Genomic DNA, 24,246 nt, shown 5'->3' with positions numbered 1-24,246 from the left:
TTCATTTAGGTGAGGCGATGCTAACTTTTTTGCCATGACTCTCGTGGAACTCTTCGCTGGTAGGCGATGCGCCACGGCCCGGCACCTGGTGGAGCGCTCCACCACGCTCGACGCCCTCCCCGTCGGCGACGCGCGCACGCTTGTCGGGTTCGACCACGACGACGTCGTGGCGCGCCGCCTGTTCGACCTGGGCTTCACCCCGGGTGAGCGCGTCGAGCGGCTGCGCAGCGCCCCGCTGGGAGACCCGCTGATGTTCCGCGTGGGTGGGGTCGAGATCGTGCTGCGCCGCGAGCAGGCGCGCCGGGTGCTGGTTGCCGCGTGAGCGCTGACCACTGCGGCGGTGGCCCCCCTGCAGGCGCGGTCGCTCCCGGTGGGACCACCCGGGTCGCGCTCGTCGGGAGCCCCAACGCGGGCAAGACCACCCTCTTCAACGGCCTCACGGGGCTGCGCGCCAAGACCGGCAACTATCCCGGCGTCACCGTCGCGCGGTACGAGGGCCTGGTGGAGACGGCCGGCGGCCCGGTCGTCGTCGAGGACCTGCCGGGCACCTACTCGCTCGACCCGATCAGCCCCGACGAGGAGATCGTCGCCGCCGTGCTCCAGGAGGCCGGCTCCCTCGCCGGGCTCCTCGTGGTCGTCGACGCCACCAACCTGCGGCGGGGCCTGGGCTTCGTGGCGCAGGTCCAGCAGGCGGGGCTGCCCACCACCGTCGTGCTCACGTTCGTCGACGAGCTGCTGCGCCGGGGCGGCCGGGTCGACCCGGAGGCGCTGTCCCGTGCGCTCGGGATGACGGTGCTGCCGGTGGTCGCCGGGGAGCGACGGGGGGTCGAGGCCCTCCGTGACATCCTCGCGGACCCCAGCCAGTGGGCCACGCCCGTGCTGCTGCCGCCCACGCAGCCCGAGGACGTCGTCGCCTGGACGCAGTCGATCATCACCGCGGCGCGGTTCGTCGCGCCCCGCCCCGACTCCCGCACCGGACGGCTCGACGGCGTGCTCCTCCACCCCCTCTGGGGCACCCTCATCTTCTTCCTCACGATGTTCGCGTTCTTCCAGACGATCTTCGTGGTGGCCGCACCCCTGCAGGGCTGGATCGAGCAGGCGTTCGCCTGGCTGGGCGAGTGGGCCCGCGAGGCGATCCCCATCAGGTGGCTCGCCTCGTTCGTGGCCGACGCCCTGCTCGCCGGGGTGGGCGGGGTGCTGGTGTTCCTGCCGCAGATCGCGCTGCTGTTCATCCTCATCTCGCTGCTGGAGGGCTCCGGCTACCTCTCGCGCGCCGCGTACCTGATGGACCGCGTGATGTCGACGGCGGGGCTTGAGGGACGCGCGTTCGTCGCGCTTCTCTCGTCGCTGGCCTGCGCCATCCCGGGCATCATGGCCACCCGCACCCTGCCGTCGGCCAAGGACCGCCTCGCCACCATGATGGCCGCGCCACTCATGACGTGCTCGGCCCGGCTGCCGGTGTACGTGCTGCTGATCGGCCTGCTCGTGCCACCCGGGCTCGGGTGGGGCCCGGTCCAGGCGCAGGGCCTCATCATGTTCGGGCTGTACGTGCTGGGCGCGGCGTCGGCCATGGCGTCGGCCTGGTTCTGGAAGCGTGTCGTGGGGCGCTCCGGCGTGGCGCTGCCGTTCTACATGGAGATGCCGTCGTACCGGCTGCCGCAGCCGCGCACCGTGCTGATCTCGGTGTGGGACGCGTGCAGGGCGTTCCTGCGCAAGGTCACGTCGATCATCCTGCTGACCACCGTCGTGCTGTGGGCGCTGCTGAACCTGCCGATGCGGTCGGCGGAGGAGTTGTCGGCCGCGGGGGTCGACCTGCACGACGAGGTGGCAGTGACCGCCTACACGCTGGACCATTCCGCCGCGGCCGCGATCGGCCGGGCGGTGCAGCCCGTCTTCGAGCCGCTGGGCTTCGACTGGCGGGTCAACGTGGGCGTGATCTCGTCGCTGGCGGCGCGCGAGGTGTTCGTCGCGACGCTGGGCCAGGTCGCCGCGGCGTCCGACCCTGAGAACCCGGCCAGCGCGCTGGCGGAGCTGAGGCACCAGGATGGGCCGCGCGCCGGCGAGAAGGTCTTCACCCCGCCGACCATCGCCGCCCTGCTGGTGTTCTTCGTCTACGCGTTGCAGTGCATGTCGACGCTGGCCGTGATGCGCCGCGAGACCGGCACGTGGCGCTGGCCGCTGATCGCCTTCGCCCATCTCGGTGCCGTGGGGTGGACAATGGCCTTCCTCGCCCACACCATCGTCGGAGTGCTGACATGAAACGCGCCATCCACCCGCAGCCCGCACCCGGGGAGCCGCTGGCGGTGCGCTGGGTCACCGACGTCGACCTCCCCGTCGGCCTCGTCCTGCGGGCACCCGGCACCCTCGGGCCGCTGATGGAATACGGGGTGCTCACGAAGGTGGCCGTGGAACGCGCCGGCGTCTGGACCTGGCTCTCCGAGGGCCACACGTGGACCGACCACGGCCCACGGATCCGCGACGCGGTGGCCGCCGCCGTCGACCTCGAGGGCTGGCAGGTCACGGAGGGCTCCGCCGAACTCCTGTCGCTCGTGGCGCGGGAGATCCTGGAGGGTGAACTGGCCCGCTACGTGGCCAGCCACGGCGGGCGCATCACAGTCGCCGAGGCCACCGCCACCACCCTGACGCTCGACTTCGGCGGGGCCTGCGAGGGCTGCCCCGCGGCCGGCGCAACGCTGCACGACCGGATCGAGACGGCCGTGCGGGCGCGGTACCCGCTGCTGGAGGGCGTCGAGCGACGCTGTTAGGCCGCGGGTGTCGCCTCCGGCTGCGAGGATGGCCGCATGAAGGTCTACGAGCACGTCACGGACTTCCCGTACCCGCGCCACCTCGTGCGTCAGCTGACCATGGGCCCCGGGGGCCTGGTGCGCTTCGTTCCCGAGGGCGGCGTGAGCGTCGTCAGGGGCAATCCCGACGACCTCCGCGTGGGCAACGAGTTCACCGTTCGGGTTCAGCTGCCGTACCGCCCGTTCCCGCGGCCCCTCTCCACCTACCGTTACGTGGCCATCGGCGACGACGTCCAGGTCACCGACGACATCGACAGCGGCATCTTCACGAGCTGGCGGCACGAGGCCCACCTCAGCGACCTCCCCGGGGGTGGCACCCGGATCTTCGACCGCATCATGTTCGAGGCGCCCAAGAGGGTGGAGGACACCTCGGACGCATCGCACGACCGCGACTTCCGCTACCGCGCCCGCAGGATGCTCGGCGACCTGGCCATCCACCAACTGCTGTCGGACCGGAGGCGCAAGATCCTGATCTCGGGCGCGTCGGGGCTGATCGGCACCCAACTGGTGGCGCTGTTGGTCAACGCCGGCCACACCGTCGGCCGGCTGGTCCGCTCGCCGGAGCACGGCTACGCCCTCGGCACGCCGATCCCGTGGGACCCGGCCCGCCGCCACCTGCCCCCGGGCATCCTCGACGGTGTGGACGCGGTGATCAACCTGTCCGGGCACTCCATCGGTGGCCGGTTCACGCGCGGCAACAAGGAGAAGATCCTGCAGTCGCGGCTCGACGCCACCCACACGCTGGCAGACGCCGTCGCCCGGCACCCCTCGACGGCGCTGATCCAGGCCTCCGGCATCGGGGTGTACGGTGCGCGGCGGCCGGGTGAGGTGCTCACGGAGGAGTCGGCCACGGGCGACGGCTTCCTGGCCGACGTCGTGCGGCAGTGGGAGGACGCGGCCCGGGCCGCCAGCGACGCCGGCGCGAGGGTCGCCTTCATGCGCACCGGCATCGTCCTCAGCCAGGCCGGTGGCGCGCTGCTGCCGCAACTGCCGTTGTTCTTCCTCGGTCTCGGTGGCCGCCTCGCGCCGGCGCACGGCATGAACAGCTGGATCGGGCTGGCAGACGTGACCCGCGCCTACGCGTACGCGGTGGCGACGGAGTCGGTGCAGGGGCCGGTGAACATGGTGGGGCCCTCGCCCGTCAGCAACGGCGAGTTCGCGCAGGCCCTGGGCCGCGTGATCAATCGGCCGGCGTGGCTGCCGGTGCCCTCCGTCGGGCCCAAGCTGATCCTCGGCTCGGAGGGCTACGACCAGTTGATCAACACCGACCAGGACGTGTCGGCGGGGAAGCTGCAGGCCGCAGGCTTCCGCTTCGGCGAACCCACCGTCGCGGATGCCCTGAACCACACGCTGTGGCGCTGATCGCTACCGCATGATCTGCATCGCGCCGAGGTAGCTCAACCCCAGGCTGAGCACCGCGAGCAGCGCCAGCAGCGGCCACTGCCACCGTCGCTGATCCTTCGGCAGGTACAGCACGACGAGCGTGGCCAGCACGCCGCCGACGAGGCCGCCCAGATGGCCCTGCCACGACACGTTGGCCCACAGGAACGACACCACCACGTTGATGCCGATCCACGTGAGGATGCCGCGCACGTCGCCGCGGTGTTTGATGGCGAGGATGAGCATGGCGCCGAGCAGGCCGTAGATCGCGCCCGACGCGCCGAGCGTGGAGGTCAACGGGCTGGTGAACAGCATGACGCTGGCCGAGCCGCCGAGCAGTGAGATGAAGTAGATGGCCAAGAACCTCCAGCGGCCCACCATCTGCTCGACGTTGGGCCCGAGCAGGTACAGCACCAGCATGTTGAAGCCGATGTGCCAGAGCTCGACGTGCGCGAAGCCGGAGGTGAGCAGCTGCCACCACTCCCCGTTCACGGCGACGTAGCCGGGCGTCAGCGCGAGGTAGCCCATCGGCACGCCCGCGTAGCCGCCGGTGAGCAGGAGCAGGATCCAGACGGCGATGTTGGTCACTGCCAGCGCGATGGACGTCGCCTTCGGGTTGGTCGAGCGGGTCCCCCCGTACGGCAGGGAAGCCTGGCGGGTCTGCCGCATGCCCTGCTGGACGCATTCGGGGCACTGGAACCCGACGGAGCCGGGGATCATGCACTGGGGGCAGATGGGGCGGCCGCACCGCTGGCACGAGATTCGCGTGGGTTCGTTCGGGTGCCGATAACAGGTGGGGGCGGCCATTTCCATGGCCTCGAGCGTACCCGGCGGGTCAGGTGCGCTGCGCGCGACGGTTGGCTGCCCAGGCCTCGCGGGCCTCGGGATCGTCCATGATGAGGTAGACGAGGCCGCAATCCTGCGGGCCGGTCACGTTGACCTGGCACAGGGTGCACGGCTCTCCGGGGCGCAGCGGGCACTTCGCGTCGGGCCGGCGCTTGCGCCTGGTTTCGGTGGCGGTGGACACGCCTTCGAGTGTACGTCGGCTGTGTAGGTTTGCCCGCATGGGTCATTCGCACGGCGCACACGCACCAGTCGAGGTGGGCCAACGCGCCCGGACGCTCCTGATCGGCTTCCTCGCCCTCGTGGGGGTACTGGCCGTGGCGGGCATGATCTGGTTGTGGCCCACCGGGGCGGAACTCGACGGCTCCCTGACGCCGGTGCCGGAGTCGCCGGGGGTGACCTACGAGGACGCGACGATCCGTGAGGTGACGCAGGGCTGCGAGTCGGCCGACATGAGCCCGGTGGAGGGCGCCCCGTGCCTCACTGCGCACGTCGTGGTCGACACCGGGGACGACGAGGGGGCCGAGGTCGCCGTCGAGTTGTCCGGCCCGCAGGTGCACGCCGGCCTGAAGGCGGGCGACTCGATCGAGCTGGCGAGGTTCCCCACCGAGGACGGCTTCCGCTTCGCGTTCAGCGGGATCAACCGGCTGCCGGTGATCGGCGTGCTGTTGGCCCTGCTGGTGGTGGCCGTCGTGGCCGTGGCGCGGTGGCGCGGGCTGATGGCGCTCATTGCGCTGGGCATCGCCGCCTACGTGCTGCTCGGCTTCATGCTGCCGGCGATCATCGTGGGCAAGCCCGGCATGGCCGTGGCGCTGGCGGGCTCGACGGTGATCATGTTCATCGTGCTCTACGTGGCGCACGGGGTCTCGGTGCGGACGTCGGCGGCGTTGGCCGGCACCCTGCTGGGCCTGGCGGTGACGACGGCGCTGGGTGCGGTGTCGGTGATGGCTGCGCGGCTGTCGGGGTTCGCCGACGAGAACGAGTTCGACCTCGGCAACCTGGCTCCGGCCATCAACTTCCAGGACCTGCTGATGGTGGGCATCATCGTGGGCGGGCTGGGCGTGCTCAACGACGTGACGATCACGCAGGCCTCCGCGGTGTGGGAGTTGCGGGCGGCGGCCCCGCACTGGTCGCGGACGAGGGTCTTCACCGCCGGCATGCGGATCGGGCGCGACCACATCGCCTCGACGATCTACACCATCGTGTTCGCCTACGCCGGTTCGGCGTTGGCGGTGCTGTTGCTCCTGTACTTCACCACGCGTGCACCCCTGGACCTCCTGGGCGTCGAGATGTTCGCCGGTGAGGCCGTCCGAACGCTCGGCTCGGCCATCGGCCTGGTGCTCAGCGTGCCGATCACCACCGGCATCGCCGCCCTCACCGTCGGCCCCGCGAAGGAGGAGGCGCCGGCGAGGGCCGAGCAGCCCATAGCAGAAAACTGAGTAAATCTCAGGGACGATTTGGGAAACTCTCAGAAAACTCTTACAGTTTTCAAGGGCTTCCGCGCTGGACGCCTCCCAAATCTGAGAAACCCTGAGAAAAGCTTGAGGATATCTGCGTGCGTAAGTCTGTGATCGGAGCCCTGCTCGTGGCGCTCCTGGTTGGCGTGTTCAGCGTCGCCACCAGTCCGAGGGCCGAGGCGGCGACCCTTCCGACTTTCCCCATGCTCCTCCCCGTCGGCTGGGGCCTGACCGTCCAGGGCGGCGGCACCCACACCTTCGCCTCCGGGGTCCGAAGCTCCGTGGACCTGGGCGCCTCCGGCAACGTGCCGGTCGACGTCGTGGCCGCCGCCGACGGCGTCATCACCGCCCTCAAGGCCAACTGTGAGGTGGTCATCACCCACGGGGACGGCTGGCAGACCCAGTACTTCCACCTCAAGAACATCCCCGCCGGCCTCGCCGCCGGGCAGCGGATCACGGCGGGCACCAAGGTGGGCATGACCGGCATGCCGGGTTCCGAGACCTGTGGCCGCGGCACCTTCCGCCACGTGCACTTCACGCTGATGAAGGCCGGCACGGAGATGCCGATCGAGGGCCTCCAGCTGGGCGGCTACACCGTGCACGGCTCGGGTGGCGCGTACTGCGGCTACTGGACGCGCAACTCCGACGGCGCGGTCGTCGCCGACGCCCGCCGCTCCTGCTACGCGGTGCCTGCCATCAGCAACACCCTGCTGCCAGCTTCCGCCCTGCTGCGGGCCTCACAGGTGGCCGCGTCGCGTGACGTGCAGCGCCCCGTGATCGCCGCCACCGACACCATCGACCCCGTCTCGCTGTACGTGACCGAGGGCCAGCACACCGTCGGCGGCCGCGCGTGGCGCACCGAGTGCGAGCCGTACTCGCAGACGGAGCGGTGCCGCACCGAGATCTGGGCCAAGTACGTCGAGAAAATCGCCGGCTACGAGCTGCACACCGAGGGCTGGGTGTTCAACAACCTGACCTACAAGCCGTCGAAGCGCGAACTCTGGGCAGGCAACGACCTGGCCACGACCGGCAGCTGGACCGACGCCCAGTCTCGCCAGTGGCGCACCGAGTGCGACACCGCCGCGACCGGTCGGGCCGCGTGCCGCACCTACGTGAAGTCGGCGGGCGGCGCCGAGGTGTTCAACAATCTGGTGCGCTTCGACGACTGACGACCCCGTCCGCTGAGCCAGGCGCCCAGCGTCGAGACGGGCGAGTGGGATCCGCTCGTCGCCGAACTGCTCGAGCAGCCGCGCAGGAGCGCCCGCTCCCCATAGCCGGGGCCGCTCCTGACTGACCAGTGGGATCCCGGCCAGAGCGTTGCATCGCGTGGGCCTCACGTACACGATGCGAGCCAAGGCGGAGCGCGCTGACCACACCCTTGGAGGTGTAACCGGTAGCTCTCGCTGAGACCGTGGCCCTCGTCCCTGGTGAACGCATTCGACGTCAAGGCAGCTAGCTAGCTCACTAGGAGGTGACGGCCGAGCTTCTTGTCTTTGACCCGGTAGGCCTGAACGAGGCGTTGGTAGATGCCCCAGGTCGCTTCTACCTCGACGTGCTCGGCGGCGCGAAAGAGTGTCTCTAGCCGGGCGGCTTGTTTGTCGGTGAGCAGGTCCGCCCCGGTCAGCAGGGTGCGTCGGGCCCGGTACAGCGGGTCGCCGCGCCGACCCCGGTGGCCGGTGGTGGCCTGTTGGACACGTTGGCGGCACTTGTCGACCGCCTCGCCGGTCAGGCGCACCACATGGAAGGGGTCCATCACGGCCACCACGTCGGGAAGTTCTTCGGCCGCAGCGGTCTTGAAGCCAGTGAACCCGTCCATCGCGCCGGTCTCGATGCGGTTGCGCCACACGTGGGGACGGGCCGCGAGCCATGTCTTGCCGCCACACGTGACCACACTCAACACAGCGATACCGACGCAGCCGCACCACCAACGTCGTGGGCCGCCGCCCGAACGGTTCATGCGCCAACTCTCGGGTCACCGTGTCACGCGGTCTGTCCTGCGAGATGTCTGATGGACAGAGTTGAACCGGCCACCCCATCCTATCTGTGAAGGGCCAAATCATCTGTTTTGCCGCCACAAGTGTGCCGCTTTGGTACGCTACAGAGCACCCGGCAACGGTGCCAAACAAGGGAGCAGGCATGACGACCCGATGGATAGGCCGCTGCGTCGCCGCTGGCTTCGTGCTCATACTCGCGAGTGCAGTGCAGCCGGCCAAAGCAGACATTGGCCCCTCAGATTCGGCGGTATTGCAGTCCGCCGTGGCCCGTGCGAACCCTCACGTGGGTGAAGATGTCCTTTCTGAATTACCGACCAGTTTGCTGGGGCGTTCTGATCTGTATATCGCATCAGACATTCGGCCTGACACAGTGTTCGTTGACGAGAACGGAACTCCCATACCTGGGCAGACAGAGGAAGAGACTGCCTATGCTGTGGCTGCGTGTGCTCCTAAGAGCATCGCGGCCGTTGCCGGCTCTGGTTGGTCTCCTGCCAACAATGCCAACTGTGCGCTCGTTCGGAGCAACCCCGACGTCACGAAGACATACGTGAAACAGCAGAACCCTGCTTCCAGTGGAACTGCATGTTGGCAAGGACGTCGCTTCACCAAGACTTGGGTGAGCAATCCGCCTCCCCTCACGGGGGGATATTGGAAGTACACGGAAGGATGGGTTTCGCTGCTTTGCTCCAACACGAACGTGACAGTCTCGTGGGGGCAGGTGGCCGCATACCCGTCGGTCAAAATCATGGGACTGAGCGGGTACTGGTACGGCCAGTGGTCATAGTAGGTTGCGAGCGCTCCGTAAGCCGTGACAGGAGGGAAGTTGAATGAGGACGCAGGTGAAAGTCGGCTTGACGGCTACGATTGCGTTGTCGCTGTCCGTATTGATCTGGCTGGGCGGAGGAGGGCCGTCCGTGGTCGCCGTTCCCTCTTGGCTTTGGGCGCTCTCCAGCTGGGTGTCTACAGTTTTGCTCGTATTTGGCTCGTGCCTGTTGGCGATACTGGTGGCGGGAGACCCCGCGAGGTCTAGTAGTTCGCGGTCTGGGGGGTTGAGGACCATCGCCCTCGCCCTCTTGGTAGCTGGCGTCGCTGTCACTGCCATCACCGCCACGGCAACCGGGCTCAGAAGTTCTTTGCCTGCCACGGTGGCATTTGCTGGTCTCTCCATGTTCTCTCAAGTCGTAGGGGCGACGTTGTTGGCAATGAGCGTCCGGATGGGCCAAAACCGCCACAGCGACTCCGCTGAGCCGGGTGCGCAACTTCGACCACAGGATGAACCTGCGGGCCCCAGTTGACCCGCACACACCCGAACTGCCGCCGCAACGCACGGTGCTGTCCACCGTCGGGCTACCTCCACGGTGTAGCGCCTCTTTACACCCACCATTCTGCCGGACGCTACTGGGCCTACCCGGACCTCGTGGACACCTGAGATCGGATTAGCCGATTAGTGTTTCGACAACGCCATGGCCGAGTCGTTCTTCGCCACGTTGAAGGCCGAGATCTACCTCGTTCGACTTGGCCCACACGGGCCCAAGCCGTACCGGGGTCGCGCGGTGGATCGAGGTTATCCATAACCGTCGCCGACGCCACTCTTCGATCGATTACAAGTCACCAGTCAACATGAGCACTAGATGATTGAATCGTCAACCTCGGAGCAAGCCGCCTAAGCGGGATGTGTCCACGATTTGCGGAGAAGCCCAGACACAAGATTCGGCTCATCGAAGGCGGCAGAAGCCATCGAGAAAGTGTGAGAGAGTTGCATCTACGAGATGCCCATCCTAAGCTCCAGATGCGGGCCTTCAGTCAACCGTATCATCCCAAGCCAGAAGAGCATTCTCACGCTCCCGCCAAAACCCAACCCCGCCTCATTGGTGGATCAAGCTAAGCTCGCGGGCATGAGCAATGACGCGTTGATCCTTGTCGGCAACTCCAAGGGCGGCACGCTGACCACCCTGCGGATCAGCGACGAGCAGTTGGCTTGGGTCGGGGGTGTGACCGTCGGGAAGGGCTGCAGCACGTTTGCGGTGGACCACGCCCGGCACCTGCTGTACGTCGCCACCAGTGAGCCGTCGCCCGCCATCGTGACGATGCGCATCGACCCCGCCCACGGCCGGCACGAGGAGATCTCGCGCCGTGGGGTGTCAGACCCGCTGGCCTACCTCGACGTCTCACCGAAGGGGCACATGCTGCTCGCCGCGTCCTACCACGGCGGCTGGGGCGCGTCCTACCAGGTGGTGGACGGGGTGGTGGTCGAGGAGTCGGCGCGGCTCGACCACCGCAACATGCACGCTGCGCTGTTCGACCCGACGGGCCACAACGCCTACTTCGTCTCGCTCGGCGACGACCTCATCGCCCAGTTCGCCACCACGGCCGACGGCGGGCTCACTGAGTTGTCCGAGCCCCACGTCCGCGCCACCCCCGGCACCGGCCCGCGCCACCTGGTCTTCTCGCCGGACGCCGAACACGCCTACCTGCTGACCGAGTTCACCGGCGAGGCCATCCACTTCGAGCGCGGCGAGTCCGGCCGCCTCACCCGGCGTGAGGAGGTGCCGGCCTTCGACGTGACGCGGGGGCTGCGCACGTCGTCGTTCGGGGTCGACCCCATGGCCGGCCACCTGGTGTGGGGCGCCGACCTTGCGCTGGCCGCCGGCGGCAGGTGGCTGTTGTGCACCGAGCGCACGGAGTCGACGGTGGGCGCGGTCGCGGTGGGAGCCGACGGTCGCCTGAGCGGCCCCGTCGTGATCACCGACACCGAGACGCAGCCGCGCGGGCTGACCGTGTCGCCCGACGGCGAGTACGTCGTCGTGGTGGGGGAGCGCAGCGGACAGGCGTCCCTGTATCGGATCTACGACGACGGCAACCTCGTGCTGCAGAGCCAGTTGGAGACCGGCGAGGGCCCCAACTGGGTGCGCTTCCTCTGATGATGCACAGGGTTGTCCACAGGGTTACCCACACCGGGGGATAAATCACATGGCTGTAGTTGCTCCCGTCTGGGTGCCTGTCCCTCGTCGGTGTCGAGATGCGCTCTAATTTGTATAAACGGGCCTCTATATAATATAGATCACAAAGTTGGGGGCATCGTCCGTTGTCAGCGACACTTTGGGCATGGTTTCTCATCGAGAGTTCAGTACATGAGTCCGCGACGGAGGCTCCGGGCCAATCGTGAACGGTGGCGTGCGCAGCAAGTCATGCGTGACTATCGACGACGCACGGCCGCTGACCTTGCCGGAGTCTTGGCTTTGTTCGGCCACTGTGCAGTCCCGGGCAATGCTTGGACAGCGGCAGAGGTGGCCCACCGTTCCGCGCGGGACGGGGCTGAGGCTGCTAGCGCAGCGGAGCCGGCCATGCGTTTGTGCTCGGGCTGCCCGGTGATCCAGGAATGTCGGCAGTGGGCGTCAATCGACCGCTACACGGGTTTGGCCGCGGGTAGTTCATGGGTGCGCGGATCCGAGTACGACGCGGCGACGACCATCAACAATTCGCGGCCGAGAGTCTCCGCTTGATCCACTGCCTGGCGGCCAATGCGTCTGCTGCGTCGATCATCTCTCGGCTTTGGAGACTGGACCGAAGCGCGTTCCAGAGTTCGCGGATGCCCATGGCTGTGCACCATGTGGCGAGGATTTCACAGCGCTCTTCGGGGGTGCTGGCCAAGCTAGAGGCGCAGCTGTGCGTAGGGTCTCTGCTCGTTGCTTGGGCGGCTCAATGCCCCTGCTGCGTGGTCCGTGCCGGAGGCCGCCTGAGATTGCGCGACCCCGACTTCTCCGAGACCCGGATGTGGCGCGGCCCCGTCTGGGTCAACACCAACTGGCTCGTCGCGCAGGGGCTTCGCCGCCAAGGGCTGATCGACAAGGCCGAACGCCTTGAGCGCGCGACCCTCGAACTGGTCGCGGCGCAAGGACCCAACGAGTACTTCCGCCCCGACACCGGGGTCAAGCCCCCGAGGGCCACGACGGTGTTCGGATGGTCCGCCGCGCTGACCGTCGATCTGGCGGTGGCCCACTCCTGAGCCCTGGTCTAGGGTGGCGCCGTGACCTTCCTCGGCCAGCCCCACCACGACCCCTCCGAGCTCTACGTCTCGGACCCCCACCCCCACCGGGGCGACACCGTCGAACTGCGCGTGCGCGTGCCCGCCGGCCAGGTGGCAGCGGTGCACCTGCGGCACATGCACGACGGCGAGGCGGCGTTCGTCGCAGCCGCGCCCACCGACGGGCCCGGGCCCGACGAGTGGTGGGCCGCGCGGGTGCTGGTGGACAACCTGACCCTCCAGTACCGCTGGTTCCTCGTCATGGCCGACGGCGGCACCGCTTGGCTGAACGGCTCCGGCGTCCACCGTCGAGACGTCACCGACGCGGCCGACTTCCGCCTCATCACCACCGCCGCGCCCGCCTGGGTGGCCGACGCCGTCGTCTACCAGGTCTTCCCCGACCGGTTCGCGCGCAGCGCCCGCGCCGACGAGCGGCCGACTCCCGAGTGGGCACATGGCGCCCGCTGGGACGAGCCGCTGCGCACCTACGACCAGCAGCAACACCGCCAGATCTACGGCGGCGACCTCGACGGCATCATCGAGCGCCTCGACCACATCGCCTCGCTGGGCGCGACCGTGCTCTACCTCACACCCGCGTTCCCGGCCGACACCAACCACCGCTACAACGCCAGCACGTTCGACCGGATCGACGACCTGCTGGGCGGCGACGACGCCATGCGCCGGCTCATCGACGCCTGCCACGCCCGCGGCATCCGGGTGATGGGCGACTTCACCGCCAACCACACCGGCGCGACGCACGAGTGGTTCCTCGCCGCGCAGAACGATGGGAACGCCCCCGAGCGCGACTTCTACTACTGGACCGACGAGTACCCCGGCTACGCCTGCTGGCTCGGGTTCAAGTCGCTGCCCAAGCTCAACCACGCCTCGCCCGGGCTCACCGAGCGCCTCTACGGCGAGGATGGCGTAATCCGACGCTGGCTACGGTTCGGGCTCGACGGGTGGCGCATCGACGTGGCCAACATGACCGGCCGCCTGGGCGGGATCGACCTCAACCGCGAGGTCGCCGCGCGGACCCGCGCCGCCGTCGACGCCGAGGGCGACCGCTGGCTGGTGGCCGAGCACTTCTACGACCTCCACCACGACGTCGACGGCAGCACCTGGCACGGCGCCATGAACTACGCAGCGTTCTCCCGGCCCGTGTGGGGCTGGCTCGAGCGGCCTTCGACCAATGCCGAGGACGCCCACTTCTCGGTGACGCGGCTGCTGCCGTCGATCGACGGACCGGCGATGATCGAGACGATGGCGGAGTTCATGGCGCAGGTCCCCTGGGCCGTGACGACGGCGTCCTTCAACATCGTGGGCAGCCACGACACGGGTCGGATCCGCTGGCGGGTGGGCGACGAGGGTCGCGCCATCGCCGCGCTGGGCATGGCCCACACGCTGCCCGGCGTGCCGATGGTCTACTACGGCGACGAGATCGGTCTGGTCGGTGAGACCGGCGAGTACGGGCGCCGCCCCTTCCCGTGGCAGGCCGAGGAGACGTGGGCGACCGGCACCCTCCAGGCAGTGCGCGAGCTGGGCGCGCTGCGGCGCGACTCGCACGCCCTCCGCCACGGCGGTCTGCGCTGGATCGGGGCGACGGAGGACGCCGTCGCGTTCGTGCGTGAGTCGCGGCAGGGGTCGGCGCTGGTGGTCGCCGCTCGCGAGGCGACCGGGCAGAAGACCGTTCCGACGGCCCTGCTGCCGGGCATCGAGTCCGGCCGCCTGGCGCTCGGCAGCGGGATCCGGGTCGAGGGCAACCAGGTCGTGATGGAGGCCGAGCGCGGGGGCATCGCCGTCTGGGTCTGGTGACACACGACAGCGACCCGCGGCGGGTGCCGGGGGTCGCTCTCGTGTGAGGGGTCAGGACGCGGGCGTCGGATCGCCCTGCTCTGCCGGCGGAACGTACTCGCCGCGGAGCATCTGCTCGGCGGAGGGACGCAGCTCGTCGGCCGCGGCCTTCGGGTCGGAGACCTTCAGGCGCTTGATGTAGCGCTCGTACCAGAGGATGGCCAGGCCGAGGAACACGACCACGCCGCCCACGTTGTAGACGAGGGTCAGCCAGATCTCCTGGCCCAACGGGATGGTGCCGGCGATGAACACGAAGGCGAACACCACGAGCAGGAAGGACGCGACGGCCAGGCCGAAGCTCTTGCTGCCCATGCGGAACTCGCGGGCCACGTTGTCGTACTTGCGGCGCAGGACGAAGTAGGCGAGCAGGATCAGCAGCGGAGGCAGCAGCGCCGTGGCGGCGGTCATGTTGATGACGATGCCGAGCAGGTCGTTGATGTTGCCGGAGCCGAGCGCCGGGATCACGAGGATCGGGACGACGATCGCGAACTGCAGCCAGGCGGCGCGCCACGGGATGCCGTCCTCGTTGAGCTCCACGAGCTTGCCGCCGAAGATGCCCTTGGGGATCTCGGAGAAGAAGATCTTCACCGGGGTCGAGGTCCACATCAGCAGCGAGCCGAGGGTGGCGGCCAGCAGGATCACGCCGACGACGCGGGTGACGAGGCCGGCCGAGAGGCCGAAGTACTCGCCCACGGCGCCCATGACGACGAAGATGCCGTTGGAGTAGTCGAGGGTGCCCACCGGCACGAAGACGTTCATCAGGAGCGACGCGGTGGCGTAGAGCAGGCCGATGACGATGCCGGCGAGGACGATCGTGCGGACGAACGCCTTCACGCCGCCACGGAGGTCGTTGAGGAACACGGCGGAGGACTCAGCGCCGCCCACGCCCTGGATGATCCAGGCCAAGGTGCCCATGAAGGCCCACGCCGTCGCGAAGGTCGAGAAGTCGGGCGTCATCGCGGCACCGGTGATCGGGGTCGCGGGCTCGACGCCGCCGAGCAGGCCGGCCAGCGACAGGAGGATGAAGGCGCCGGTCAGCAGGAGGACCAGCGTGGCGCCGATCGAGGTGACGGAGCCGATCCACTTGGCGCCCTTCGTCGAGACCCAGGTGGCGATCGCGAAGATGATGATCGACAGCAGGGTGATCCACAGCTGGGAGAGCTGCTTCTCCTCGCCGTAGAACAGGTACGACGCGAAGACGAGGATCAGGGGCAGCAGCGAGGCGAAGTAGAACAGGTTGACGAACCAGTAGCAGAAGGCCGTCAGGAAGGCCCAGCGGCCGCCCATCGAGGTCTTCACCCACTGGTAGACGCCCGACTGTGGTGTAGCGCTCTTGGTAGGCGTGGACCAGCTTGCGGACGTATACCAACTCCCCTGGGAGCAGCTCTGTGGGCGGGGGCGACGACGTCGGACGGCTCGGGAGTCCTCCCCCGAATCGAGCCGCATGGTACCGGGTCGACGAGTGCTCGTCGAGCAGCGTCAGGACCTCCACGGAGCCGAACATCGAGAAGTCCGTGGCGCTGGCAAGCGAATACACGGCGTTTCGGATGGATTCCTTGAGCTCCTTGAACGGCTTGGAATCGCCAGACTGGACCTGCTCGAGGAACTTCGTCCGCAGGTCGGTCGGCGTAGAAATCAGGTGTGCCAGGTTCGTACCGAGACCAAAGGGCGCAATGAACTTGTACTTGGAAGGCAGCCGGTAGAGAGGATTGCGTACGGTAAGAAGGAAGACCTTGAGCATCTCTGGCCATGCAATCGCGGGCGTCAGGCTCTTGTCATAGTGCTTCCCCTGGTAGCAATCCCACTCCCCCTCGAAGCCACGCACCGTGACGGTGAATGGGGAGCCGGTTGCCGAGATCCGGAGCCCCACGAGGCGCAGGCCGGTCGCAATGAAGCGCTCCGACCTGATCGACCTGGTGCACGCCCAGCGGGTAGACGTCACCCTTGAGGCGGACCTCGGGTGGATCTCCGCGGGTTCCACGGAAGACCTCGGGCCCATCAGGTGAGCGCCGGTCTGCTGGACACCAGCGTGTGGATCGCTGGGGAAGTGGGTCGGCTACTCGACACCGCCGCGCTTCCCGATGAGGCGTACGTCTGCGTCGTGACGCTCGCCGAGCTTCAGGCGGGCGTGTTGGCGGCGCCCGACACGCGGACGCGCGTGGCCAGGCTGGCCACCGTCGAGAGACTCGCCGGCCTGGAGCCGCTGGCGGTAGACGGGGCGGTGGCCAGGCAGTGGGCGTCGCTGCGGGTGCAGCTGCACGAGGCCGGTCGATCAATGGGGATCAATGATCTGTGGATCGCGGCCGTGGCGCTGGCCAACGGACTGCCGGTGGTCACTCAGGACTCGGGGTTCGACGTGCTCGCTGAGCTGGGCGCGCTCGAGGTGATCCGCGTGTAGCTGTCAGCGGGCTCAGGGCACGCAGAACGGCAACCGAATGCTCAATGGGCAAATTTGCCTAATGGGCAATAAGGCACCTACTGTGGGGACGTCTCCGTCATCGACCGAAGGGCCCCGCATGTCCGCCTTCCTCTACCGCCTCGGCAGGACGGCGGCCACCCGGCCGTTGGCTTTCCTCGCGGCCTGGCTGCTCGTCATCGCTGCCGTGGTCGGCCTGCTCCTCACGCAGACCCCGTCCATCTCCTCGCGCCTCACCCTCGACGACGCCCCCGCGCAGCTGGTGCTGGACGAGGTCACCGCGGCGCTCCCCGAGGCGGGTGGCACGCAGGGAACCCTCGTCTTCTCCGCCGACGACGGCGGGCGCGTGGACAGCCCTGACCGCGCCGACGCGATCTCCCGATCGCTCGACGCGGCCGTCGGCACCGGCATCGTCCTTGACCGGGATGCCCGGCTGGAGGAGCAGCGCGCCGAGGTGGAGACCACCGTCCGCGCGACCGTCGAGGGCAAGGTGGCCGACGAGGTCCGTGCCCAGCTCGAGTCGTTGATCACCGCCCTCGAAGGGGCAGTCCCCAGCGGGGCACCCGCCGCGTCGCCGGCGCAACAGGAATCAATGGCGGCGCTCGGCGCGCGGCTGAACGAGGTCACGACGACCGCCCGCGCCCTCGTCGCCGCCCCTGACCAGCAGCTCATCGCCGAGTCCGGCGCGTTCTTCGCCGAGGTCGGGCAGCTGCGGGCCGAGCTGCAGGCCATGGGCGTCCCCGTCGACGGGTTCCCGGCTCCCGAGCCGGGCATGACCGACCCTGCCGCGGCCGTCGATGACGCGGCCATGGCCGCCACTGACGAGGCCCTTGGCCGCCTGGACGGACTCCTGGACGGCACGTCGCCGAGCGGAACCTCACTGGTGGCCTCCGACGGGGAGCGTCGGACGGTCGTCGTCTCGGACGACGGCACCGTCGCCATCGCCTCCATCCAGCTCACCGAGCAGATCTCCGATCTCCCCGAGGGCAGCCTCGACGACCTGCTTTCCGCCGTCGACGGAGAGGTCGCGGGGAAGGGCCTCGCGGTGGCCGCGAGCAGCGCCCTTCAGCCGATGGAGCCACCCATCGGCGGGAGCGAGGCCATCGGCCTCGCCATCGCCGCCGTCGTGCTGCTTCTGACCCTCGGCTCGCTCACGCTGGCCGGCCTGCCCATCCTGCTCGCCCTGGTCGGCGTGTTCATCGGGGTGGGCGGCGCCTACGCGCTGTCCGCGAACTTCGAGATGACCACCTCCACGCCGGCGCTCGGGCTGATGCTGGGCCTGGCCGTGGGGATCGACTACGCCCTCTTCATCATCCACAAGCACAGCTCCCTGCGGGCCAGGCTGGGGCTCGACGCCGTCGAGGCCACCGCCCGCGCCGTCGCCACCGCCGGAGGCGCCGTCCTGTTCGCCGGGCTCACTGTCGTCATCGCGCTCCTCGGGCTGCTGACGCTCGGCATGGGGTTCGTCTCCACGATGGCGGTCACGGCAGCCGTCACCGTCATCCTGGCCATCGCCCTGTCGCTGACCGCGCTACCGGCCCTGCTGGGACTGCTCGGGCGCGGGCGTCGGGCACGCACCCAGCCGGTGCGCGCCCACCTCGGCCACGAGCACTCCCGGTTCGGCCGGATGGCCAAGCGCTGGGTAGAGGCCGTCACCGCGCGCCCGATCCTCACGATCGTGCTCATCGTCCTGGGCCTGGGCGCCCTGTCGCTGCCGGCCGCGCAGATGCAGCTCGGCATGCCGTCGGGGGCGGTGGCCGCGCCCGGCTCGGATCAGCGGGTCGCCTACGACTCGGTGACCCACGCCCTCGGGGAGGGGGCGAACGCGCCGCTCATCGTCGCGCTGACGCCGTCGGATGCGGCCGCTGTGGATCAGGACCGCCTGGAGGCCTGGCAGTCCGAGCTCGCCACGCACGAGACGGCTGCCAACGTCCAGCTGATGGGGACCTCCGAGGACCGCTCGCTCGTGCTCTACACCGTCGTCCCGGACGCCGGGCCCACCGATGAGAGCACGGCCGATCTGGTCACCGCAGTGCGCGCCGCCGAACTCGACGGGGTTGAGCGGATCGGCGTCACGGGGCTCACCGCCATCAACATCGACCTGTCCGAGTCGCTCGCAGAGGCCATTCCCGTCTACCTCTCCCTCGTGGCCGCTTTGTCGCTGATCGTGCTGCTCGTGGTGTTCCGGTCCGTGGTGGTGCCGCTGGCCGCCACCGCCGGCTTCCTCCTGTCCATCGGCGCCACCATGGGGCTCGTCGTGACGGCCTTCGGCAATCCCAGCTTCACCTGGCTCGTGGGGGTGGATCGGGCCGGTCCGGTACTGAGCTTCCTGCCGATCATGGCCACCGGCATCCTCTACGGCCTGGCGATGGACTACCAGGTGTTCCTCGGCACGTCGATCCGCGAGGCCTACGTGCACGGCGAGACCGCGCGGCTGGCCGTGGTGGACGGCTTCCATCACGCGAGCCGGGTTGTCGTCGCGGTGGCCATCATCATGGTCTCCGTCTTCGGTGGCTTCGTCCTCAGCGAGGATTCCATGATCCGGCAGTTCGGCTTCGCGCTCGCCGTCGGCATCCTCATCGACGCCTTCGTCATCCGTATGGCGCTCATCCCGGCGGTGCTGCACCTGGCCGGGGACCACGCCTGGTGGCTGCCGGGTTGGCTGGACCGGATCCTCCCCGAGGTTGACGTCGAGGGCACGCGTCTAGAGGTGGCCGACGCGGTGGTGGAGGACGCCCCACGCGAGGAGGCGCCCGTCGGGGCCGGGGTGGGACACTGAACCCATGGCACCCGGACTACGCGACGCGAAGCGCACCGCCGTGGCGCAGCGGCTCGCCGCCACCGCCTTCGACCAGGTGCGCGAGCGCGGGTTCGGCGAGGTGACGGTGGACGACGTGGTGGCCGAGGCGGAGGTGTCGCGGCGGACGTTCTCCAACTACTACTCGTGCAAGGAGGCGGCGGTCGCGGCGGTGGTCGTGCACCGGGTGGAGGCGGCGCTGCGCGAGTGGCAGCCGCCCACCGCGGCCGATCCCCTCACGTTGGTCAGCGACCTGGTTGACCACCAGATCCGGGTGGGTGCCTTCGGGTCGCTGACCGAGGTCGCGGCGCTCGCTGTGGAGCATCCCCAGCTGGTGCCCTTCGTCCGGGAGGCTCAGTGGCAGCTCTGGGTGGCGGTGGGGGACAGGGTTCTCGACGTCCTTCCCGAGGCAGGCGACGACGACGTGGAGACGGTCCGTTTGGCCGTCGGCGCACTGTTCGGGATCGTCAGCGCCAACCTGATCGGCTCGGGCGACCGGTCGGGGGCCGGCAACCTCCGGGGAGCCGTGCACCGGGGGATCGCGCGGCTCGGGACCGGCCTCGGCCGGCCCGCAGCCTCGGAGGGATGAGCCCCGAACCGGCGCCGTCGTCGCGTCAGTCCTTCGATTGAGGCAGCCTCGTCCGGCCACCCCGTTTCGGGTTCGACGGCGGGGGCACGACGGGGCCGATGTCGCCGTCGGGGGCCTCATCGAGGTCGACGATGACCGGCGCGTGGTCGCTGGGCAGCTTGCCCTTCCGGGCAGCCCGGTCCACCCAGGCGGCCGTGACCCGGTCCGCCACCGGCTGCGACGCCAGCACCAGGTCGATCCGCATTCCCAGATCCTGGTGGAACATTCCGGCGCGGTAGTCCCAGTAGGAGAACACGCGTTCGCGCTCCGGCCAGCGGGCCCGCACGACGTCGACCAGCCCGAAGGCCTCCAGCCGCTGCCGCTCGGGTCCGGTCACGTGGGTGTGGCCGAGGTAGGCGGCGGGATCGAACACGTCGGCGTCGGCGGGCGCGACGTTCATGTCCCCGCACAGCGCCACGTCCGGCGGTCCCGCGGCAACCGCGGCCGCCAGGGCGTCGAACCAGTCGAGTTTGTAGGCGTAGTGGTCCGAGCCCACCTCGCGGCCGTTGGGCACGTACAGGCTGTGGATGCGCACGCCGCCGCAGGTGGCGCTGATGGCCCGGGCCTCAGTGACGCCCCCGTACCGGGAGATCCACCCGGTACTGATCTGCCAGCTTCCGCACCCTGGTGGACATAAGAAGAGTGACGCCGAGCAGGTCGGCCTCACCAATCAGATGCGGCCACACCACGGCCCGCAACTGCGCGCCGTGCCCGCGTCCGCGGCGCCGGGCGTGGTGTTCACTGAGCACCCACGCCCCGTCTTCGGGGTGCACCAGTTGGGAGGCGTCGGCGGTGAAGTACCCAACGAGCCATCCGTCTCGCGCCCAGCGGCGCAGCGTGATCAGATGTACTGCGACGGTGGTGGCTGCGACTGCGCCGTAGAACGTCGCCGGTCCTAGGAGGATGAGGCTGGCTGTGGACAAAGCTCCCAGCGGCCAGGCGATCGCGGCCGTGGTCAAGGCGAGGGCGGCGGCCAGGATGGTGATGAGGGGTTTCTGGAGCTGGTGTCGGGTCACCCACCAGGCCAGCAGTGCCCCGGTCCCCCACCCGTAGGGACGCGTTCCTGGGCAGGGTGTCGGGGGTGGGGGGTGGGTCACCATACGTCGAGGTCGAATGCGACGACGGTGAATCCGCCTTCGAATTCGGGGTAGCGGCCTTGGATCTGTCCGTCGACCCATTCGAATGCGGCGTCGGGGTTGTGCTGGATTGAGTCGTGGATCGATTGGGCGCTGTAGCCGCCGTGGCCACCGATTTGGACGGGGATGCGGTCTCTGGTGCCGTCTTTGCGTTGTACCTCTGCCCACACTGTGCCGGAGATTCGTCGGCCTGCGGCGGCGGCGCGGGCGACGACGTCGGCGATGACTTTTGAGCCGGCGGAGCGGTTGCGGGCCCGGTCTGTCTTGGGGACGGTGACGCGATGCAGCTCGCGCCCGTTGGGGAGCCGGTTCGCCTGATGTGAGAGCAGGTTGCGTTGGCCGGTGGGGCGCTTCTTGGGCAGCGTCTTGGGTTGCGCTGTCGATTTCGTGACGGTCCGGATTCGTTGGCCGCGGGGTGCTGGCGGCACCACTGATTCGTGGCCTTTGGTGGCGCGGACTTTCGCCAGGGTTCCGTCGGAGGATGTGCGGTGGAATGGTGGGGTTTTCACTTCGCCGCCGGAGACGAGTTCGGTGAGGGCTTGCTGCAGGTTCGCGCCGGGTTTGGCGCCCTTGGCGATCTGGCCGATCAGCGAGCTGTCGCGGCCGAGTCTGCGGCCGATCTCGGCGTTGGAGAAGCCTTGGGCGCGGAGCTCGAGGATGAGCTCGCCTCTTCGAAGTGGCAAAGCAGTCCTTCGAATCGATCACAACCGCCCTCCGCTCGACCATCGAGGAGGATGCTCCGCTTGCTGTAATCGAATCTCCTGCGGGCGGTGGAAGGATGGCCTTCGCAGCCCAGCTGGGCAAAGGAAAGCTAGGAGTGAGCTTTCCAGAGCAGTCATCCCGCTTGGATGGCCCCTTCCAAGTTGCTGCTCACGCCGTGATTTCGGTCGCTCAGCCGCCCAGCCGCTACGGCTACCAAGGGCGCAGTCACAGTCTCTGGTTCGCTGATGCGCAGGAGCAGGGACGCTTTGCATGGTACGAAACCGCCTTCATGCAAACGTTTGGCAGCACATCGCCGGCCCTGCATCCGTTCAGCCGTGACCCAGATGGTGCCCGTTCAGCGCTTAGCAACGCCATGACAACAGAGCAACTCGCGTGGCCGTTTGAAGAACTTTTGATCGAGCCGATCTCTCTGAGTTCATTGATAGGTGGATCGGTTGGTTTGCAGACGCTGCTGGTGGACACATGCACTACCCATCGCAGATGCCAGAAAAGCCGACCAGAGGTAGCTACCGCCATTCTTCCAATTGGTAGAGGCTCAGACGCTCGCGCCTCAGCGCGGCGGCTCCCGTGCCAAAAGGGGGTTCAACGGAAGTGATTGCTTGATCTCGCCTGGGGGATCGCTATGCCGCGGCTATGCGTGGAGGCCCGGGGGGTCGAAGCGTCAACCGTACACGGTGATCTACTTTGTACGACTAGCGAAATCTGACCCTCCTGTACAAGCTGTCAGGCGTGCTGTCGTACAAACTGCATTGCATCTCGACAGCTGTCGAGATGCGCTCTACTTTGTATAAACGGGCCTCTATATAATATAGATCACAAAGTTGGGGGCATCGTACGTTGTCAGCGACACTTTGGGCATGGTTTCTCATCGAGAGTTCAGTGCATGAGTCCGCGACGGAGGCTCCGGGCCAATCGTGAACGGTGGCGTGCGCAGCAAGTCATGCGTGACTATCGACGACGCACGGCCGCTGACCTTGCCGGAGTCTTGGCCTTGTTCGGCCACTGTGCAGTCCCTGGCAATGCTTGGACAGCGGCAGAGGTGGCCCACCGTTTTGCGCGGGATGGGGCTGAGGCTGCTAGCGCGGCGGAGCCGGCCATGCGTTTGTGCTCGGGTTGCCCGGTGATCGAGGAATGTCGGCAGTGGGCGTCAATCGACCGTTACACGGGTTTGGCCGCGGGTAGTTCGTGGGTGCGCGGATCCGAGTATGACGCGGCGACGACCATCAACAATTCGCGGCCGCGAGTCTCCGCTTGATCCACTGTCTGGCGGCCAGTGCGTCTGCTGCGTCGATCATCTCTCGGCTTTGGAGACTGGACCGAAGCGCGTTCCAGAGTTCGCGGATGCCCATGGCTGTGCACCATGTGGCGAGGATTTCACAGCGCTCTTCGGGGGTGCTGGCCATAGCTAGAGGCGCAGCTGTGCGTAGGGTCTCTGCTCGTTGCTTGGGCGGCTCAATGCCCCTGCTGCGTGGTCCGTGCCGGAGGCCGCCTGAGATACGAATGGAGTCGCGCCATCTCTTGAAGTGGGACGTGTCGCAGTTGGCCAAGGCCACCGAATGGAGCTTGGTGATGGCAAGGTCCTCTGGCGGTGCTTCCTCGTGGGACGGGGTGGAGCGCGGGTGCAAGAAGACCTTGTGGGCAAGGCATGTCGTGATCCAGGAGAGGCGCCATTCGAGGTGAGCGATGCCTGACTCGGCGCAATGTGGGCACTCGAACCTGGGAGGCAGCCATGTCCAAGCTGACCCCGGCCTGTTCCGGGCCGGGATGGGCTGGTTGGAGTAGGCGACGCCAGCCCACTTGTTGAGGGTCAACTCATGAATGTCGCTGGCCTGAAGCCCCAAGAGCGATGCAGCAGCCCGCTGCTGGGCGGGAGACAAGGCGTCCTCGTTGACCAAGCCGGTTGCGACCAGCAGTCGGCGGCCACACCATCGGGTCTGAGGAAACCCGCTTCCTGCACCTGCGCTGGAAGACGTCGGGGCGCTGCGAGCGGGGAGCGGCGAAGCTGGCTGTTGAGATCGACCAGTCCCGGGCCACCCGCGCCGACTGCTTTCAGCTGGGCGGAGTCCACGAGGACGAGGTCGAAACGGCCTTGGCCCACTGGTCGACCGACCCCTGGAACCCGCTCTGAGCGGTCGGGCAGGTCGCCAAACTCCAAGTCAGAAAATTGACGCTGCGAGAACAGGGGTTGAATGT

20 protein-coding genes and 1 pseudogene are annotated in these 24,246 nt (G+C 68.3%); 13 read left to right on the top strand and 8 right to left on the bottom strand.

Going from position 1 to position 24,246, the window contains the following annotated elements; translation table 11 throughout:
* Window positions 1-34: 34 nt before the first annotated feature.
* From ABEA30_RS05960 to ABEA30_RS05945, 4 genes are read left to right on the top strand one after another with little or no spacing between them, the layout of a single operon-like run.
* Window positions 35-322, top strand: a complete 288-nt coding sequence (locus ABEA30_RS05960) for a FeoA family protein (protein WP_345580427.1) — start codon at window positions 35-37, stop codon at window positions 320-322.
* A complete protein-coding gene (gene feoB, locus ABEA30_RS05955) occupies window positions 319-2,259 on the top strand; it encodes a ferrous iron transporter B (RefSeq protein ID WP_345580424.1) in 1,941 nt (646 codons plus the stop codon). The genes ABEA30_RS05960 and feoB overlap by 4 nt, the downstream gene beginning before the upstream one ends.
* Complete coding sequence (locus tag ABEA30_RS05950; protein ID WP_345580421.1) at window positions 2,256-2,765, top strand: NifU family protein; 510 nt, start codon at window positions 2,256-2,258, stop codon at window positions 2,763-2,765. Before feoB ends, ABEA30_RS05950 begins: the two co-directional genes overlap by 4 nt.
* 36 nt (window positions 2,766-2,801) lie before the next feature.
* Window positions 2,802-4,166: a TIGR01777 family oxidoreductase gene (locus ABEA30_RS05945; RefSeq protein ID WP_345580418.1), complete on the top strand. Its 1,365-nt coding sequence runs from the start codon at window positions 2,802-2,804 to the stop codon at window positions 4,164-4,166.
* 3 nt (window positions 4,167-4,169) lie between these two features.
* Here the strand turns inward: ABEA30_RS05945 and ABEA30_RS05940 are convergent, their stop codons facing one another.
* On the bottom strand, window positions 4,170-4,997 hold the full coding sequence (locus ABEA30_RS05940; protein ID WP_345580416.1) for a rhomboid family intramembrane serine protease: 828 nt from the start codon (window positions 4,995-4,997) through the stop codon (window positions 4,170-4,172).
* A 22-nt stretch (window positions 4,998-5,019) separates the two neighbouring features.
* The gene (locus ABEA30_RS05935) at window positions 5,020-5,211 is read right to left on the bottom strand and encodes a DUF6767 domain-containing protein (protein ID WP_345580413.1); all 192 of its coding nucleotides are present in this window, start codon (window positions 5,209-5,211) and stop codon (window positions 5,020-5,022) included.
* Between the two features lie 37 nt (window positions 5,212-5,248).
* Here ABEA30_RS05935 and ABEA30_RS05930 point away from each other — a divergent pair, with 37 nt between their 5' ends.
* Together ABEA30_RS05930 and ABEA30_RS05925 are read left to right on the top strand one after the other, a co-directional pair.
* A complete protein-coding gene (locus tag ABEA30_RS05930) occupies window positions 5,249-6,466 on the top strand; it encodes a YibE/F family protein (RefSeq protein WP_345580410.1) in 1,218 nt (405 codons plus the stop codon).
* A gap of 116 nt (window positions 6,467-6,582) precedes the next feature.
* Window positions 6,583-7,653, top strand: coding sequence for a M23 family metallopeptidase (locus ABEA30_RS05925; RefSeq protein WP_345580408.1), 1,071 nt, complete (start codon window positions 6,583-6,585; stop codon window positions 7,651-7,653).
* A 296-nt stretch (window positions 7,654-7,949) separates the two neighbouring features.
* Here ABEA30_RS05925 and ABEA30_RS05920 read toward each other — a convergent pair.
* Window positions 7,950-8,484 (bottom strand): annotated as a pseudogene (locus ABEA30_RS05920) (ISL3 family transposase); the annotation flags it as partial.
* A 1,889-nt stretch (window positions 8,485-10,373) separates the two neighbouring features.
* Here ABEA30_RS05920 and ABEA30_RS05910 point away from each other — a divergent pair.
* The 3 genes from ABEA30_RS05910 (at window position 10,374) to ABEA30_RS05900 (ending at window position 14,314) form a co-directional block, all read left to right on the top strand.
* The gene (locus ABEA30_RS05910) at window positions 10,374-11,399 is read left to right on the top strand and encodes a lactonase family protein (protein ID WP_345580405.1); all 1,026 of its coding nucleotides are present in this window, start codon (window positions 10,374-10,376) and stop codon (window positions 11,397-11,399) included.
* Window positions 11,400-12,220: 821 nt separating this feature from the next.
* On the top strand, window positions 12,221-12,484 hold the full coding sequence (locus tag ABEA30_RS05905; RefSeq protein ID WP_345580402.1) for an MGH1-like glycoside hydrolase domain-containing protein: 264 nt from the start codon (window positions 12,221-12,223) through the stop codon (window positions 12,482-12,484).
* Between the two features lie 21 nt (window positions 12,485-12,505).
* On the top strand, window positions 12,506-14,314 hold the full coding sequence (locus ABEA30_RS05900; protein WP_345580399.1) for a glycoside hydrolase family 13 protein: 1,809 nt from the start codon (window positions 12,506-12,508) through the stop codon (window positions 14,312-14,314).
* A 51-nt stretch (window positions 14,315-14,365) separates the two neighbouring features.
* Here the strand turns inward: ABEA30_RS05900 and ABEA30_RS05895 are convergent, their stop codons facing one another.
* Window positions 14,366-15,799 carry an amino acid permease gene (locus ABEA30_RS05895; RefSeq protein ID WP_345580396.1) on the bottom strand — a complete coding sequence of 478 codons (1,434 nt, stop codon included), beginning with the start codon at window positions 15,797-15,799 and terminating at the stop codon, window positions 14,366-14,368.
* 556 nt (window positions 15,800-16,355) lie between these two features.
* Here ABEA30_RS05895 and ABEA30_RS05890 point away from each other — a divergent pair.
* The 3 genes from ABEA30_RS05890 to ABEA30_RS05880 all read left to right on the top strand — a co-directional run bounded on the left by ABEA30_RS05890 (window position 16,356) and on the right by ABEA30_RS05880 (window position 20,155).
* Complete coding sequence (locus tag ABEA30_RS05890) at window positions 16,356-16,751, top strand: type II toxin-antitoxin system VapC family toxin (protein WP_345580393.1); 396 nt, start codon at window positions 16,356-16,358, stop codon at window positions 16,749-16,751.
* 118 nt (window positions 16,752-16,869) lie between these two features.
* Window positions 16,870-19,548 (top strand): MMPL family transporter, encoded by a 2,679-nt coding sequence (locus ABEA30_RS05885; RefSeq protein ID WP_345580390.1) that lies wholly within the window; start codon window positions 16,870-16,872, stop codon window positions 19,546-19,548.
* Window positions 19,549-19,552: 4 nt separating this feature from the next.
* On the top strand, window positions 19,553-20,155 hold the full coding sequence (locus ABEA30_RS05880) for a TetR/AcrR family transcriptional regulator (RefSeq protein ID WP_345580387.1): 603 nt from the start codon (window positions 19,553-19,555) through the stop codon (window positions 20,153-20,155).
* A 25-nt stretch (window positions 20,156-20,180) separates the two neighbouring features.
* On the opposite strand, the gene ABEA30_RS05875 is transcribed toward ABEA30_RS05880, so the two are convergent.
* From ABEA30_RS05875 to ABEA30_RS15935, 4 genes are all read right to left on the bottom strand, one after another.
* Window positions 20,181-20,729: an exodeoxyribonuclease III gene (locus tag ABEA30_RS05875; protein ID WP_345580384.1), complete on the bottom strand. Its 549-nt coding sequence runs from the start codon at window positions 20,727-20,729 to the stop codon at window positions 20,181-20,183.
* A gap of 31 nt (window positions 20,730-20,760) precedes the next feature.
* Window positions 20,761-21,210 carry a hypothetical protein gene (locus ABEA30_RS05870; RefSeq protein ID WP_345580381.1) on the bottom strand — a complete coding sequence of 150 codons (450 nt, stop codon included), beginning with the start codon at window positions 21,208-21,210 and terminating at the stop codon, window positions 20,761-20,763.
* A gap of 77 nt (window positions 21,211-21,287) precedes the next feature.
* On the bottom strand, window positions 21,288-22,013 hold the full coding sequence (locus ABEA30_RS05865; protein WP_345580378.1) for a helix-turn-helix domain-containing protein: 726 nt from the start codon (window positions 22,011-22,013) through the stop codon (window positions 21,288-21,290).
* 1,263 nt (window positions 22,014-23,276) lie between these two features.
* On the bottom strand, window positions 23,277-23,930 hold the full coding sequence (locus tag ABEA30_RS15935) for a TniQ family protein (protein ID WP_386084823.1): 654 nt from the start codon (window positions 23,928-23,930) through the stop codon (window positions 23,277-23,279).
* A gap of 23 nt (window positions 23,931-23,953) precedes the next feature.
* On the opposite strand from ABEA30_RS15935, the gene ABEA30_RS05860 reads away from it, so the two are divergent.
* Window positions 23,954-24,181: a hypothetical protein gene (locus ABEA30_RS05860; protein WP_345580375.1), complete on the top strand. Its 228-nt coding sequence runs from the start codon at window positions 23,954-23,956 to the stop codon at window positions 24,179-24,181.
* Window positions 24,182-24,246: the final 65 nt, after the last annotated feature.

This window comes from Tessaracoccus lubricantis (assembly GCF_039544535.1).
GTDB classification, from domain to species: Bacteria; Actinomycetota; Actinomycetes; order Propionibacteriales; family Propionibacteriaceae; genus Arachnia; species Arachnia lubricantis.
Note: the sequence above shows the minus strand (reverse complement) of the source record. Positions and strands in the feature narration are given on the sequence as shown.